Consider the following 14,861-nt stretch of genomic DNA (forward strand, 5'->3'; position numbering starts at 1 on the left):
CTCTGTTGGAGGAGGGGCTCGTGCGGGTTCTGGGCGGAGAGAGTCCCTCTGGCTCCTGGGAGTTCGCCCTCACCCTGCCCCATCCCCGGTTGCGGCCCGGAGTGATCAGTTATCGCGGGTTCCGGCTCGGGTTCGAGCGGCCTCGGCGGCGGTTGGAGACTCCGATCGGGGCGGCGACCTTGCTGCTCGGGTTCGGGGAGCCCGTGCGGGTGCTGCGGCCGGGGCGGCTGCCCGACACACGCGTGTCGTTGTTCTGCGGGCCCACCACCACCCCGGCCGTCGGTGAGCACAGTGGGCGGCTGGCCGGGATCGAGGTGCTGCTCACGCCCTGGGCCGCGTTCACACTGTTCGGCACGCCGCAGTACGAACTCGCCGACCGCACCGTCGATCCCGACGAACTGCCGCACGCCTTGGACATCGGGGTCGGTGAACTGGCGGGCGCGCTGGCAGCGTTGCCGTCCTGGGAGAACCGGTTCGCGCTGCTGGACGATGTGTTCGCGCGCTGGTCCGAGGCCGGGGTGCCCAGTTCGGAACGGGTGGTGCGGGCCTGGTCGGAGCTGGTGCGCAGTGGTGGCGCGATGCCGGTGCCGCGGCTCGCGGAGGAGGTCGGCTGGAGCGTACGGCACCTGGAGAGCCGGTTCCGTGAGCAGATCGGCCTCGGCCCGAAGGCGGCGGCCCGGGTGCTGCGGTTGCAGCGGGCCCGGCGGTTGCTGGTGGCCGGACGCGGGGTCGCGGAGACCGCGGCCGCCTGCGGGTTCTACGACCAGGCCCATCTGAGCGGTGAGTTCAAGGCGATGACGGGGTGTACGCCTCGGGAGTTCACGGCCGCCCGGCGATTGCCGGTTCAGGCGGCGGACGGGTCCCCGGTCGCGGACCGGCTGGCGGGCGAGGCCACGAGCCTGGTGCTCGCGTCGGGCGGCAGTTCGGTTTTTTCCAATACGTGACGGGATCTCCGCAGGCACGCTGTGCGCCTGGCCTTGAGCCGAAGAGCCGATGTCGGCGGGGGCAATGGCGGGCCGGACCCGACGCAGCGGGTCCGGCCCGTCCTGCCATGCACTGCTCGGGCCGCTCCTGTCAACACGCCGCGCCCATGCGCCCGCGTACCCCTTTGCGTCATCTGTGTCACAAACGCCCCCCTTGTGTCACACATGTCGCACGTACGCGGGGCTTGTGTCACACCCGGCGCACAGCCCCTGCCCCGCGCCCGCTCGGCGTCGTTCACCGGGCACAGGCTTTGAGATCGCCAGCGCAGCGCCCGGTACCCCCGACGGCCGTTCCCGGCCGCGACCGCCGAAGCGCGCGCGGGGAGGTGCATGTCATGACCGACCGACGGCTCTGGTCCTACAAGGAGATCGCGGCGCACATCCGTGTGCAGCCCGACACCGTACGGTCCTATCGCAAGCACGGGCTGCTGCCGCCACCCGACCATGTGGAGGGCGGCAAGCCCTACTGGTACGCCGAAACCGTCCGGGTCTGGGTCGCCTCCCGCCCGAGCAACCGCGGCCGAAAAGAGGACTGACGCTCCGGTGCCCCACGTCGAGTGGGGCACCCTTTCTCCCGGCGCCTCGGCTCCAGGGCCCTCGGCTCCAGCGCCTCAGCTCCAAGGCCCTCAGCTCCAGGGCTCGATGACCGTCACCCCCGATCCCGCCGCGGTGCCCATCGCCGCCAGCGCGGCCGGGGTCTCGTCCAGGGTGATGGTGGAAGTGACCAGGAGATCGGGGCGCAGGACACCGGACCGGACGAGCTCCAGCATCGGCGGGTAGGTGTGGGCGGCCATGCCGTGGCTGCCGAGGAGTTCCAGCTCCCAGCCGATCGCGCGGGCCATCGGGACGGGCGTGGTGCCGTCGGCCGAGGGCAGCAGGCCCACCTGGACGTGCCGGCCGCGGCGGCGCAGGCTGTTCACCGAGGCGACGCAGGTGAGGGGGGAACCCAGCGCGTCGAGGGACAGATGGGCACCGCCACCGGTCAGTTCATGGATCGCCCCGGCCGTGGTGTCCGGCACGCTCCTCGCGTCCACACAGTGCGCGGCCCCGAACTTCCTTGCCAGGTCCAGCGCCTGGGGCGAGACGTCCACGGCGACGACCCGCGCACCCGACGCTGCCGCGATCATCACCGCCGACAGGCCCACCCCGCCGCAGCCGTGCACCGCGACCCACTCCCCCGCGGCGACCCGGCCCTGCTGCACCACCGCCCGGAACGCGGTGGCGAACCGGCAGCCGAGCGAGGCGGCGGTGGCGCTGGACAGGTCGTCCGGTATCGCGACCAGGTTCACATCGGCGTGGTCCAGCGCCACGTACTGGGCGAAGGAGCCCCAGTGGGTGAAGCCGGGCTGGGTCTGCCGCTCGCACACCTGCTGGTCGCCCGCCGCGCAGGCGGGGCAGTTCCCGCAGGCGCAGACGAAGGGGACGGTGACCCGGTCGCCGGGGCGCCAGCCGGTCACCCGGGGGCCCACCGCCTCGACGACACCGGCGAGTTCATGGCCGGGAACGTGCGGCAGCGTGATGTCGGGGTCGTGCCCCTGCCAGCCGTGCCAGTCGCTGCGGCACAGGCCGGTCGCCTCGACCCGGACCACGACTCCATGGTCGGCGGGGCGGGGGTCGGTCAGCTCACGTACCTCGGCGGGTTCGCCGTACTGCTCGAAGACCACGGCTCGCATGGGGGCTCCTTTCCTCCATCGCGAAGGCTAGATCCCTCAGGGGGATCGGTCGTAGGCCATCTCGCGGTCCGTCGTGGCCGGTCGCGTGGCTGCCGGCGCCTCTGGCGTGTCTGCGGCACCTTCCTCGCTCACCCCGAACCGGTTGTGGAAGCGCCGCAGCGGGCCCGGGGCCCACCAGGTCGCCCGGCCCGTCAGGCGCATCGCGGCCGGGACCAGGAGGCTGCGGACGATCATCGCGTCCATCAGGACCGCGAGGGCGATCCCGAGGCCGAGCATCTTGGTGTTGGTGACCCGGGAGGTGCCTATCGCGACCATCACCACCGCGAGGATGACCGCCGCCGCGGTGATCAGGCCGCCGGTGCGCTGGAGTCCGTGCCGCACCGACGCCTCGTGGTCGCCCGTTCTGTCGTACTCCTCCTTGATGCGGGAGAGCAGGAAGACGCCGTAGTCCATGGACAGGCCGAAGGCGACGCAGAACATCAGGACCGGGAGGGTGGTCTCGATGTCGCCGGTGCTGGTGAAGCCGAGCAGGCCGGAGAGATGGCCGTCCTGGAAGACCCAGACCACGGCGCCGAACATGGCGGTCAGGCTGAGGGCGTTGAGGATCACCGCCTGGACGGGGATCAGCACGCTGCCGGTGAGAAGGAAGACCAGGAGCAGGGTGACGATCGCGATGAACGCCACCGCCCAGGGCAGCCGCTCGGCTATCGCGTCCTTGGAGTCGACCAGGACGGCCGCCGTGCCGGTCACCTTGGTCTCGAAGGGGGCCTTCGTCGCGCGTACCTCGCCGACCAGGCGCTGGGCGGGGGCGTCGACGGCCTCGCCCTTCGGCAGCACCGTGAAGTACGCCGAGTCGCCCTTCACCAGCGGTCCGTCCACGCGCAGCACGTCGGGGAGGCCGGCGACGCGCTCCTTGTACGCGGCGTACTGTGCCTCGGTGGCCCGGCCCTCGGCGAGCACCTCCAGACCGCCGCCCGGGTTGCCGGGGAAGTCCTGCCGGATGTGCTGCTGCACCACATGGGACTCGGCGGAGGAGGGCAGCTGACGGTCGTCGGCGGTGCCGAACTTCACGCCCAGGAACGGCAGTCCGAGCACGATCAGCACCGCGGTGGTCGCCACGGCGAAGAACGGGGCCCTGCGCATCACGAGGGCCGCAGTGCGCGCCCAGGCCCCGCGCTCCTCGCCCGCCGCCTTGCTGGGCCCACCGCGCCGGAACAGGCGGCGCAGGTCGAGGGAGTTGACGCGGTGGCCGAGCAGGAGGAGGGCGGCGGGGAGCAGGATCAGGGCCGCCGCGGCGGCCAGCAGGACCACGGCGATACCGGCGTAGGCGAAGGACCTCAGGAAGTACTGCGGGAAAAGCAGCATCGCCGCGAGGGAGACCGCGACGGTGAGCGCGGAGAACAGCACGGTGCGGCCCGCCGTGCGCAGGGTCGTGCCCACCGCGGTCGACGGCTCGGCTCCGGTGGCCAGTTCCTCGCGGAAGCGGCGGACGATGAACAGGGCGTAGTCGATGGCGAGGCCGAGGCCCAGGGCCGTGGTGAGGTTCAGCGCGAAGACGGAGACATCGGTGAACTCCGTCAGGCCGCGCAGCACGGCGTTGGTGCCGAGGATCGCGACGATGCCGATGCCGAGCGGCAGCAGGGCGGCGACCGCGCTGCCGAAGACCATCACGAGCAGTACCAGGGTCACCGGCAGGGCGATCACCTCGGCCCGGGTCAGATCCTCCTGGATGATCTTCTGCATCTCGTGCTGGACGGCGATCCGGCCGCCGATGGCGACCTCCACCGGGCCGTGGGTGCCGCGCAGTTCGGGCGCGATGCGGTCCAGGGTCTCGCCCATGGCCGTCTCATCGCCGGTCAGCCGGGCGGTGATCAGCGCCTGACGGCCGTCCTCGGCGCGCAGGGCGGGTGAGGGCGACCGCCAGTAGGAGCCGACGCCCGTCACGCCCTTCTCACCGGCGAGTTCGGCCGTGAGCCGGTTGGCCTCGGCGGCCACCGCCGGGTCGTCCACGGAGGCGCTGCCCGCGTCCACCAGGAGCAGCAGATTGGGCTGCGAGTCGGGGAACTCCCGCTCCAGCGCCTCGGTCGCGTACGTCGACTCCGCCGCCGGGTCCTGCCAGCCGCCGCTGCCCAGCCGGTCGGCGACTCCTCCGCCGGCCAGCACCGCGAGGGCGGTGAGGACCAGGGCCGCGAGCAGGGACAACCTCGGGCGGGCGGTGACGAAACGGGTCCAGCGCCCCGGGAGGAGCGGTTTGTTGACATCGGTCATCGTGCGGTGTCCCCTTCACCGTGGAACCATAGAATCGAAAACACGAGAGATCGCTCGCGTTTCACCAGAATGCGAGCGACCACTCGTATTTGTCAATGGCGTTCGGAGATCTGGGGATAACGCGTGCCCGACACCTCACAGAACGAACAGAAGAGCGAACAGCCGCGCCGCCGTCAGGCCCGCGGTGAGCGCCGTATCGCCCAACTGCTCTCGGCCGCCGCCTCGGTCTTCTGCAGCACCGGCTACACGGCCGCCAGCACCAACGCCATCGCCCGTGAGGCGGGCGTCTCACCGGGCACGCTCTACCAGTTCTTCCCGAACAAGGAAGCCATCGCGATCGAGCTGGGCGACCGGCTGATGCACGAGATGCGGGACACCTACGGCGAGGCGCTCGCCCCCGTCGACCCCGCCACCCCGCTGGAGGAGGCCGTCGGCGCCGCCGTCGACCGCTTCATCGACTTCAACTGCGCGCACCCGGTGTTCTTCGCGCTGATGCACGGCCCCGACGTCCCCGGCCGTATGGCCGAGGAGCACGACGCCCTGCACGCGACCCTGCTCTCCCGGATCGAGGGCCTGTTGTCCTCGTACCTGACGGACGCGCCCCCGGCCGAGCTCAACCGCACAGCGCACATGGTCCTCGGTATCTACAAGGCAGGGCTCGAACTGGTTCTCGCCCACGAGGGCGCCGAGCGCGAGGCCTTCGTCGCGGAGCTGAAGAACGCCCTGATCCGCTATCTGCGACCGCTGGCCGAGGCCCGGGGCCTCACCACGACTCCGGCTCCCTGACCACGTCCCGCCGACCGGGATCCGAACCGGGAGTGCGGTTCCCCCGCGTCCCGCGGCAAGGGCAGGACCGTGCCGAGGGCGGTGCTGGTCAGATGGGCCTCGCCGCCCTGCTAACTCGATCTCATGATCAGGATGAGCGTCCCGGCCTGCGGCATGGGGGCTACCTACCATATGGTGCCGACAAATCCGCCCAATCCGAGGGATTTGCCGTGACCCACTCCCCGCCGCCCGGCGCTCCCCAGGCCCACGCCCCCGGACCGCAGCAGCCGCCAACGACGTACCCGCAGATCCGCGCGGGGCTGTGGCGGCGGTGCCTGTGGGTCGGGCTCGGGCTGTGGGTGCTGACCGCGCTCGTCACGTACGCCACGAAGAACACCGCCCTGCTGCCCACACTGATCCTGCTCGGCAGCTTCCTGGTGCCGGTCTGCTTCGTGCTGTGGGCGTACGAGCGGCACGGGCGTGACCTGGGCGTCAGCGTGATCCTCGGCTGCTTTCTGACCGGCGGCACGCTGGGCGTCCTCGGCGCCTCGCTGATGGAGTACTACCTGCTGCACCCCTCGCTATGGATGTTCGTGGGTGTCGGCCTGATCGAGGAGGCGGTCAAGCTCGGCGCGCTGATGTTCGTGCTGCGCCGGCAGCCGCGGATCCGGGGGATGCGGGCCGGTCTGGTGCTCGGCGCCACCGTCGGCTTCGGCTTCGCGGCGTCGGCGAGCGCCGGGTACGCCTTCACCGCCGCCGTCTCCACCGAGGGCGTCGATCTGCGGGCGCTGCTGGGGACGGAGATCCTGCGCGGGGTGCTGGCGCCCTTCGGGCACGGACTGTGGACGGCCATCGCGGGCGGTGTTCTGCTCGCCCACCGCCGCCCGGACGGGCGCTTCCGGCTCGCCGGCCCGGTGCTCGGCACCTACCTCGGCGTCTCCCTGCTGCACGCCCTGTGGGACTCCACCCACGGCATCGCGCTCTGGCTGGTGGCGCATCTGACCGTCACCGGCCATCTCGACAAGGAGTTGTTCGCCCAGGGATACCTGCCGCACCCGACCGATCAGCAGGAACATCTCTTCACGCTGTTCTCGGTCGGCGGGCTGGCCCTCGTCGCCGCGCTGGGGGTCACCTGGGCGCGCTGGCTGGCCCGTGGCGACCCCTCTTGGAGAAATACCCCATAGGGGTATACGGTGGTGATACGGGGACTCCCGTGGTACCCCTCAGCCCCACATGCCTCTACGAGGAGAACAACATGAGCGTGAGCGCCGTCTACAAGGTCAGCGGGATGAGCTGCGGACACTGCGAAGGCGCCGTCTCCGGCGAGATCTCCGAGCTCCCCGGCGTCAGCTCCGTGAAGGCCGTCGCCTCCACCGGCGAGGTCACCGTGATCTCCACCGAGGCGCTGCGCGAGGAGGACGTGCGGGCGGCCGTGGAAGAGGCCGGCTTCGAACTCGTCGGCGTGGCCTGAGCGCACTGGAGTCATGCCCATGTCCACCGCCCAGGCCCCGATAGCCCCCACCGCCGAAGTCGAACTGCTCATCGGCGGCATGACCTGTGCCTCCTGTGCCGCCCGGGTCGAGAAGAAGCTCAACCGGATGGACGGGGTCACCGCCAGCGTCAACTTCGCCACCGAGAAGGCGAAGGTCAGCTACCCCGCGGGCGTCGAGGTGGCCGATCTGATCGCCACGGTGGTGAAGACGGGGTACACCGCCGAGGAGCCCACGCCGCCCGAGCCCGCCGCAGCGGATCCGGCGGCCGAGGACGATCCCGAACTGGCCGACTACCGGCAGCGCTTCACCGTGTCCGCGCTGCTCGCCGCGCCCGTCGTCCTGCTCTCCATGATCCCGGCCCTCCAGTTCGACAACTGGCAGTGGCTCGCGCTCACCCTCGCCGCTCCCGTCGTCGTCTGGGGCGGGCTGCCCTTCCACCGGGCCGCCTGGACCAACGCCCGGCACGGCGCCGCGACCATGGACACCCTGGTCTCGCTCGGGACGCTGGCCGCGTTCGGGTGGTCGCTGTGGGCGCTGTTCTTCGGGGACGCCGGGATGCCCGGGATGCGGGACGAGTTCCGATTCACCGTCGGCGGGATGGACGGCGCCTCGACCATCTACCTCGAAGTGGCCTCCGGGGTCGTCGCCTTCATCCTGCTCGGCCGCTATCTGGAGGCCCGCGCCAAGCGCCGCGCGGGAGCCGCGCTCAGGGCGCTGCTGGAGCTCGGCGCCAAGGACGTGGCCGTTCTCAGGGACGGACGCGAGCAGCGGATCCCGGTGGCCGAACTGGCCGTCGGCGACCGGTTCGTCGTACGGCCAGGGGAGAAGATCGCCACCGACGGCACCGTCGTCGAGGGCGTCTCGGCGGTGGACGCCTCCATGCTGACCGGCGAGTCCGTGCCGGTGGACGTCACGGCCGGGGACCCGGTCACCGGGGCCACCGTCAACGCCGGCGGGCGCCTCGTCGTCGAGGCCACCCGGGTCGGCGCGGACACCCAGCTGGCGCGGATGGCGCGGCTGGTGGAGGACGCGCAGAACGGCAAGGCCGAGGTCCAGCGGCTCGCCGACCGGATCTCCGCCGTCTTCGTGCCGGTCGTGCTCGCCATCGCCGTCGCCACCTTCGGCGGCTGGCTCGGCGCCACCGGTGACACCGTCGACGCGTTCACCGCGGCGGTCGCCGTCCTGATCATCGCCTGCCCGTGCGCCCTGGGCCTCGCGACCCCGACCGCGCTGATGGTCGGCACCGGGCGCGGCGCCCAGCTCGGCATCCTGATCAAGGGCCCTGAGGTGCTGGAGTCCACCCGCCGCGTCGACACGGTCGTCCTCGACAAGACCGGCACGGTGACGACCGGACACATGACCCTGCACGAGGTGTACGTCGCCGAGGGCACCGATGAGAAGCAGGCGCTGCGGCTCGCGGGCGCCCTGGAGCACGCCTCCGAGCACCCCGTCGCCCGGGCCGTCGCCATGGGCGCCGAGGAGCGGGCCGGGGCGCTGCCGGCGGCCGAGCACTTCGAGAACGTGCCCGGTCGGGGCGTACGCGGGCGCGTGGAGGGCCATGAGGTCGCCGTGGGACGACTGTTCACCGACCTGCCCGAGGAGCTGGCCCGCGCGCGGGACGAGGCCGAGCGGGACGGACGTACAGCCGTCGTCGTCGGCTGGGACGGGGACGCGCGTGCCGTCCTCGCGGTCGCCGACACGGTCAAGGAGACCAGCGCCGAGGCCGTGCGCGAACTGCGGGCCCTCGGGCTCACGCCGGTGCTGCTGACCGGGGACAACCGGGCGGTGGCCGAGGCGGTGGCGCGGAGCGTCGGGATCGAGCAGGTGATCGCCGAGGTGCTGCCCGAGGAGAAGGTCGAGGCGGTACGGCGATTGCAGGGCGAGGGGCGGACGGTCGCCATGGTCGGCGACGGCGTCAACGACGCGGCCGCGCTCGCCACCGCCGATCTGGGGCTCGCCATGGGCACCGGGACGGACGCGGCGATCGAGGCCGGGGATCTGACGCTGGTGCGCGGGGATCTGCGGGTGGCGGCGGACGCGATCCGGCTGTCCCGCCGGACGCTCACCACGATCAAGGGCAATCTCGTATGGGCGTTCGGCTACAACGTGGCCGCGCTGCCGCTGGCCGCGGCCGGGCTGCTGAATCCGATGATCGCGGGGGCGGCGATGGCGTTCTCGTCGGTCTTCGTAGTGACGAACAGCCTGCGGCTGCGGACTTTCCGTTAGGGCCCCTCTGGAGTCCGGCGCGAGCCTCACATAAGCTCTTCACAAGGCTCGCGCATCATCCTTACGCTTGGGTCTCGTTCGGTTGAGCGGGGCTCTTGCGCATCTAACGGACATATGCAAGAGACGCAGATCACAGTGATGTGAACGTAACCATCGAAGGGGTTCGAAGGTCTAAGTTGGCGATGTCAGGAAGCGTCTTGGGGGGCGCGGACTGGCATCTGGGGATGTCTTGGGGGACTTCCTCAGAGATGCGTTGCCGGGGCACGCACACCGGGGAGCTTTGAGCGGCCCTCCCGAGCGTGCGTTGTCCCGGCAGACCGCACACCGAGTAGTACGAGGAATGTCGCTCGTTCTGCTCAACGCACTACCGAACAACAGCGATTCAGGCGCTGTCCTCACAGACGCCCGGCCGGATCCCGTGGGGGGAATCCGCACCGGGACATGGGAAGGCGCCCTGGACGTCGGCCCGTGGGGGGACCGGCGCCAGGGCGCCTTCTTCTTGCCTGTACGGCCTGGACGCCTACAGCGTTCAGCGCTCCTCGACCGGAACGAAGTCGCGCTCCACGACGCCCGTGTAGATCTGGCGCGGGCGGCCGATGCGGGAACCCGGCTCCTTGATCATCTCGTGCCACTGGGCGATCCAGCCCGGGAGGCGGCCGAGGGCGAACAGGACCGTGAACATCTCGGTCGGGAAGCCCATGGCCCGGTAGATCAGGCCGGTGTAGAAGTCGACGTTCGGGTAGAGGTTGCGCGAGATGAAGTAGTCGTCGGAGAGCGCGTGCTCCTCCAGCTTCAGGGCGATGTCCAGCAGCTCGTCGGACTTGCCGAGGGCCGAGAGGACATCGTGCGCGGCGGCCTTGATGATCTTGGCGCGCGGGTCGAACGACTTGTACACCCGGTGGCCGAAGCCCATCAGGCGGACGCCGTCCTCCTTGTTCTTCACCTTGCGAATGAAGGAGTCGACGTCGCCGCCGCCCGCCTGGATGCCCTCCAGCATCTCCAGCACGGACTGGTTGGCTCCGCCGTGCAGCGGGCCCCACAGGGCGCTGATGCCGGCCGAGATCGAGGCGAACATGTTCGCCTGCGAGGAGCCCACCAGACGGACCGTGGAGGTCGAACAGTTCTGCTCGTGGTCCGCGTGCAGGATCAGCAGCTTGTCGAGGGCGGAGACGACGACCGGGTCGAGCTCGAACTCCTGCGCGGGGACCGAGAAGGTCATACGGAGGAAGTTCTCGACGTAGCCGAGGTCGTTGCGCGGGTAGACGAACGGGTGGCCGATCGACTTCTTGTACGCGTAGGCCGCGATCGTCGGAAGCTTGGCGAGAAGCCGGGTCGTGGAGAGGTTGCGCTGCTTCTCGTCGAACGGGTTGTGGCTGTCCTGGTAGAAGGTCGACAGCGCGGAGACCACCGACGACAGCATCGCCATCGGATGGGCGTCGCGCGGGAAGCCCTTGTAGAAGTTCTTGACGTCCTCGTGCAGCAGGGTGTGCTGCGTGATGTCGTTCTTGAACGTGCTCAGCTCGTCGACGGTGGGCAGCTCACCGTTGATCAGCAGGTAGGCGACCTCCAGAAACGTGGAACGCTCGGCCAGCTGCTCGATCGGGTAGCCGCGGTACCGGAGGATGCCCTGCTCACCGTCGAGGTAGGTGATGGCGGATTTATACGCGGCCGTGTTGCCGTAGCCGCTGTCCAGGGTCACCAGACCGGTCTGGGCGCGGAGCTTGCCGATGTCGAAGCCCTTGTCGCCGACGGTGCTGTCGATCACCGGGTAGGTGTACTCGCCGTCGCCGTACCGCAGTACTACAGAGTTGTCGCTCACGTCTTCCCTCACCGACGTTGTGCCTCTTCTTCGAGGTTGCCCTGACTGTCTCTACCATCCCCCATTTGGCGCAGGAGAGTGCACTCGGGGTCGACCATTGGGCTTATTGGCGGCACTCAGTGCCGCCAACCTGCTCATCCTGCCCCCTCCGCCCCGGCATCCGGAAGGGCTCTGTGACCTTTACGACTCGTTTGATCGATCAAATTTCACTCACGCCTCCCCACACCGGGCTGAGAGCCTGGCACTCACACCTCCAGCGCGCGTGGTGCGAGCCTGAAGTCCAGCGCAGTGCAGCGCCGTCCGGCCGAGACCGTGCGCACCGCCTGGCCGATCGCCTTGCGCGAGCCCACGAGCACGACCAGCTTCTTGGCCCGGGTGACGGCCGTGTACAGCAGGTTCCGCTGGAGCATCATCCACGCGCCCGTGGTCACCGGGATCACCACCGCCGGGTACTCGCTGCCCTGGGAGCGGTGGATGGTCACCGCGTACGCGTGCGCCAGCTCGTCCAGTTCGTCGAACTCGTACGGCACCTCCTCGTCCTCGTCCGTCCGCACCGTCAGGCGCTGGTCGACCGGGTCGAGCGAGGTGACCACGCCCACGGTGCCGTTGAAGACGCCGTTCGCGCCCTTGTCGTAATTGTTGCGAATCTGGGTGACCTTGTCGCCGACCCGGAAGACCCGGCCGCCGAACCGCTTCTCCGGCAGGTCGGGGCGGCCGGGGGTGATGGCCTGCTGGAGCAGGCCGTTGAGGGTGCCGGCGCCCGCGGGGCCTCGGTGCATGGGCGCGAGCACCTGGACGTCCCGGCGCGGGTCGAGCCCGAATTTGGCCGGAATACGTCGGGCCGCCACGTCCACGGTGAGCCGCCCCGCCTCCTCGGTGTCCTCCTCGACGAAGAGGAAGAAGTCCTTCATGCCGTCGGTGACCGGCTGCTGCCCGGAGTTGATGCGGTGGGCGTTGGTGACCACCCCGGACTGCTGGGCCTGGCGGAAGACCCGGGTGAGACGGACGGCGGGGACCGGGCTGCCGTCGGCCAACAGGTCCCTGAGCACCTCCCCCGCCCCGACGCTGGGCAGCTGGTCGACATCCCCGACGAACAGCAGATGGGCGCCCGGCGCGACCGCCTTGACCAGCCTGTTGGCGAGCAGCAGGTCCAGCATGGAGGCCTCGTCGACCACCACCAGGTCGGCGTCCAGCGGGCGTTCCCGGTCGTAGGCCGCGTCCCCGCCGGGCTTGAGCTCCAGCAGACGGTGCACGGTGGAGGCCTCGGCGCCGGTGAGCTCGGCCAGGCGCTTGGCGGCGCGGCCGGTGGGGGCGGCGAGGACGACCTTCGCCTTCTTGGCGCGGGCCAGCTCCACGACCGAGCGGACGGTGAAGGACTTGCCGCAGCCGGGGCCGCCGGTCAGCACGGCGACCTTCTTGGTCAACGCCAGCTTGACGGCGGCCTCCTGCTCGGGCGCGAGCTCGGCGCCGGTACGGTCCTTCAGCCAGGCCAGCGCCTTGTCCCAGGCCACGTCCCGGAAACCCGGCATCCGGTCCTCCTCGGTGCGCAGCAGCCGCAGCAGCTGGCCGGAGAGGGACAGTTCGGCGCGGTGGAAGGGGACGAGATAGACGGCGGTGACCGGCTCCCCGTGCTCACCAGGGACCTTCTCCCGTACGACCCCGGGGTCCTCGCCCTCCTCGGGCGGCGCCGCCAGTTCCGCGAGGCACTCGATGACAAGACCGGTGTCGACCTGCAGCAGCTTCACCGCGTCGGCGATCAGCCGCTCCTCGGGGAGATAGCAGTGCCCCTGGTCGCTCGACTGGGACAGCGCGTACTGCAGGCCCGCCTTGACCCGCTCCGGGCTGTCGTGCGGGATGCCGACGGACTGGGCGATCTTGTCGGCGGTGAGAAAGCCGATGCCCCAGACGTCGGCGGCGAGCCGGTAGGGCTGGTTCTTCACCACGGAGATCGAGGCGTCGCCGTACTTCTTGTAGATGCGCACCGCGATGGACGTGGACACCTCGACGGTCTGGAGGAAGAGCATGACCTCCTTGATCGCCTTCTGTTCCTCCCAGGCGTCGGCGATCTTCTTCGTCCGCTTGGGGCCGAGCCCGGGGACCTCGATGAGCCGCTTGGGCTCCTCCTCGATGATCCTCAGGGTGTCCAGGCCGAAGTGCTGGGTGATGCGGTCGGCGAAGACCGGTCCGATGCCCTTGACCAGGCCTGATCCCAGATAGCGGCGGATGCCCTGGACGGTGGCCGGCAGGACGGTGGTGTAGTTCTCGACGGTGAACTGCTTGCCGTACTGGGGATGGCTGCCCCAGCGGCCCTCCATCCGCAGGGACTCGCCGACCTGGGCGCCGAGCAGCGCGCCCACGACCGTGAGGAGATCGCCACCGCCACGGCCGGTGTCGACGCGGGCGACCGTGTAGCCGTTCTCCTCATTGGCGTACGTGATGCGCTCCAGGACGCCTTCGACCACCGCCTGATTGGACATGATCCGACGGTACCGGTCGGCACTGACAGGGCAGCCGGCCTGTGCCTCCAGGGCATAGGTTTCAACGGCACTCCGGACGGCCTGAAGGCAGTCGAATCGGGCACGCTGTACGCGTCCATGGCTCAGCAGCCCAGAACTCGGGAGATATTTCATGTACGACTACGACCTTCTGGTCGTGGGTTCCGCCAACGCCGACCTGGTGATCGGCGTGGAGCGGCGGCCCGGCGCCGGGGAGACGGTGCTCGGCTCCGATCTCGCCGTCCACCCGGGCGGCAAGGGCGCGAACCAGGCGGTCGCCGCGGCCCGGCTCGGGGCCCGTACGGCCCTGCTGGCCCGGGTCGGCGACGACGCGCACGGCAGGCTGCTGCTGGACTCGCAGCGGCAGGCCGGGGTGGACACGGTGGGCGTCCTGGTCGGCGGTGCGCCGACCGGGGTCGCGCTGATCACCGTGGACCCCTCCGGGGACAACAGCATCGTCGTCTCGCCGGGCGCCAACGCCCACCTCACGCCCGGGGACGTACGGGCCGCCGCGAGCCTCTTCCAGGCCTCGCGGGTGGTCTCCGCGCAGTTGGAGATCCCGTTGGAGACGGTCGTGGAGGTCGTACGGAATCTGGCCGACGGCAGCCGGTTCGTGCTGAACCCCTCGCCGCCGCGGCCACTGCCCTCGGAGGTGCTCGCCGCCTGTGATCCGCTGATCGTCAACGAGCACGAGGCGAAGGTCATCCTGGGTGACGCCGCGGTCGGGGACGAGCCCGAGGACTGGGCGCGGATCCTGCTGGCGAAGGGGCCGCGGTCGGTGGTCGTGACGCTGGGGGCCGAGGGGGCGCTGGTGGCATCCGCCGAGGGGGTGTCCCGGATCCCTTCCGTGAAGGTACGGGCCGTGGACACGACCGGCGCCGGGGACGCCTTCACGGCGGCGCTGGCCTACCGGCTGGGCACGGGCGCGGTGTTGGCGGAGGCGGCGGCCTACGCGGCCCGGGTGGGCGCGGCGGCGGTCACGAAGGAGGGCGCGCAGGTGTCCTTCCCGACGGCGACGGAGGTCGAGGCGCTCTGCGGAAGGCGGGCATCCTGAACCGGCATCCGGCGTTCGCCGAGGTGCTGCTGCGCCGCTGCGGCGTCTTCTTGCTTCGAGGGGGCCCGGTCCGTCGACCGGGGCC

At 70.6% G+C, this 14,861-nt stretch carries 11 protein-coding genes; 7 read left to right on the forward strand and 4 right to left on the reverse strand.

What is annotated here, in order from left to right; genetic code table 11:
* Positions 1-20: 20 nt before the first annotated feature.
* On the forward strand, positions 21-944 hold the full coding sequence (locus tag H4N64_RS32170; RefSeq protein WP_418896305.1) for a helix-turn-helix domain-containing protein: 924 nt from the start codon (positions 21-23) through the stop codon (positions 942-944).
* Between the two features lie 374 nt (positions 945-1,318).
* Positions 1,319-1,519 carry a helix-turn-helix transcriptional regulator gene (locus H4N64_RS32175; RefSeq protein ID WP_186285965.1) on the forward strand — a complete coding sequence of 67 codons (201 nt, stop codon included), beginning with the start codon at positions 1,319-1,321 and terminating at the stop codon, positions 1,517-1,519.
* A gap of 90 nt (positions 1,520-1,609) precedes the next feature.
* Here H4N64_RS32175 and H4N64_RS32180 read toward each other — a convergent pair whose 3' ends face one another.
* Together H4N64_RS32180 and H4N64_RS32185 are read right to left on the reverse strand one after the other, a co-directional pair.
* The gene (locus H4N64_RS32180; RefSeq protein WP_186285966.1) at positions 1,610-2,656 is read right to left on the reverse strand and encodes a zinc-dependent alcohol dehydrogenase family protein; all 1,047 of its coding nucleotides are present in this window, start codon (positions 2,654-2,656) and stop codon (positions 1,610-1,612) included.
* 36 nt (positions 2,657-2,692) lie between these two features.
* Positions 2,693-4,924 (reverse strand): MMPL family transporter, encoded by a 2,232-nt coding sequence (locus H4N64_RS32185; RefSeq protein WP_186285967.1) that lies wholly within the window; start codon positions 4,922-4,924, stop codon positions 2,693-2,695.
* Between the two features lie 123 nt (positions 4,925-5,047).
* Between H4N64_RS32185 and H4N64_RS32190 the strand changes: the two genes are divergently transcribed.
* The 4 genes from H4N64_RS32190 (at position 5,048) to H4N64_RS32205 (ending at position 9,408) form a co-directional block, all read left to right on the forward strand.
* Positions 5,048-5,710, forward strand: coding sequence for a TetR family transcriptional regulator (locus H4N64_RS32190; protein ID WP_186285968.1), 663 nt, complete (start codon positions 5,048-5,050; stop codon positions 5,708-5,710).
* A 209-nt stretch (positions 5,711-5,919) separates the two neighbouring features.
* Positions 5,920-6,873 carry a PrsW family glutamic-type intramembrane protease gene (locus H4N64_RS32195; RefSeq protein ID WP_186285969.1) on the forward strand — a complete coding sequence of 318 codons (954 nt, stop codon included), beginning with the start codon at positions 5,920-5,922 and terminating at the stop codon, positions 6,871-6,873.
* A gap of 71 nt (positions 6,874-6,944) precedes the next feature.
* Positions 6,945-7,160, forward strand: a complete 216-nt coding sequence (locus tag H4N64_RS32200) for a heavy-metal-associated domain-containing protein (protein ID WP_186285970.1) — start codon at positions 6,945-6,947, stop codon at positions 7,158-7,160.
* Between the two features lie 13 nt (positions 7,161-7,173).
* Positions 7,174-9,408 carry a heavy metal translocating P-type ATPase gene (locus tag H4N64_RS32205; RefSeq protein ID WP_186285971.1) on the forward strand — a complete coding sequence of 745 codons (2,235 nt, stop codon included), beginning with the start codon at positions 7,174-7,176 and terminating at the stop codon, positions 9,406-9,408.
* Between the two features lie 529 nt (positions 9,409-9,937).
* Here H4N64_RS32205 and H4N64_RS32210 read toward each other — a convergent pair.
* A complete protein-coding gene (locus H4N64_RS32210; protein ID WP_186285972.1) occupies positions 9,938-11,227 on the reverse strand; it encodes a citrate synthase in 1,290 nt (429 codons plus the stop codon).
* A gap of 245 nt (positions 11,228-11,472) precedes the next feature.
* Positions 11,473-13,704, reverse strand: a complete 2,232-nt coding sequence (gene recD2 / locus H4N64_RS32215) for an SF1B family DNA helicase RecD2 (RefSeq protein WP_186285973.1) — start codon at positions 13,702-13,704, stop codon at positions 11,473-11,475.
* A 151-nt stretch (positions 13,705-13,855) separates the two neighbouring features.
* Here recD2 and H4N64_RS32220 point away from each other — a divergent pair, with 151 nt between their 5' ends.
* Positions 13,856-14,776, forward strand: coding sequence for a ribokinase (locus H4N64_RS32220; RefSeq protein WP_186285974.1), 921 nt, complete (start codon positions 13,856-13,858; stop codon positions 14,774-14,776).
* Positions 14,777-14,861 lie beyond the last annotated feature (85 nt).

Origin of the sequence: Streptomyces cupreus (assembly GCF_014257025.1) — a bacterium.
In the GTDB taxonomy this organism is placed as follows: Bacteria; Actinomycetota; Actinomycetes; order Streptomycetales; family Streptomycetaceae; genus Streptomyces; species Streptomyces cupreus.

Bases quoted from the DNA above. Each gene is read 5' to 3' on its own strand.
- H4N64_RS32175 (WP_186285965.1), top strand. From the start codon at position 1,319: ATGACCGACCGACGGCTCTGGTCCTACAAGGAGATCGCGGCGCACATC.
- H4N64_RS32180 (WP_186285966.1), bottom strand. From the start codon at position 2,656: ATGCGAGCCGTGGTCTTCGAGCAGTACGGCGAACCCGCCGAGGTACGT.
- H4N64_RS32185 (WP_186285967.1), bottom strand. From the start codon at position 4,924: ATGACCGATGTCAACAAACCGCTCCTCCCGGGGCGCTGGACCCGTTTC.
- H4N64_RS32200 (WP_186285970.1), top strand. From the start codon at position 6,945: ATGAGCGTGAGCGCCGTCTACAAGGTCAGCGGGATGAGCTGCGGACAC.
- H4N64_RS32205 (WP_186285971.1), top strand. From the start codon at position 7,174: ATGCCCATGTCCACCGCCCAGGCCCCGATAGCCCCCACCGCCGAAGTC.
- recD2 (WP_186285973.1), bottom strand. From the start codon at position 13,704: ATGTCCAATCAGGCGGTGGTCGAAGGCGTCCTGGAGCGCATCACGTAC.
- H4N64_RS32220 (WP_186285974.1), top strand. From the start codon at position 13,856: ATGTACGACTACGACCTTCTGGTCGTGGGTTCCGCCAACGCCGACCTG.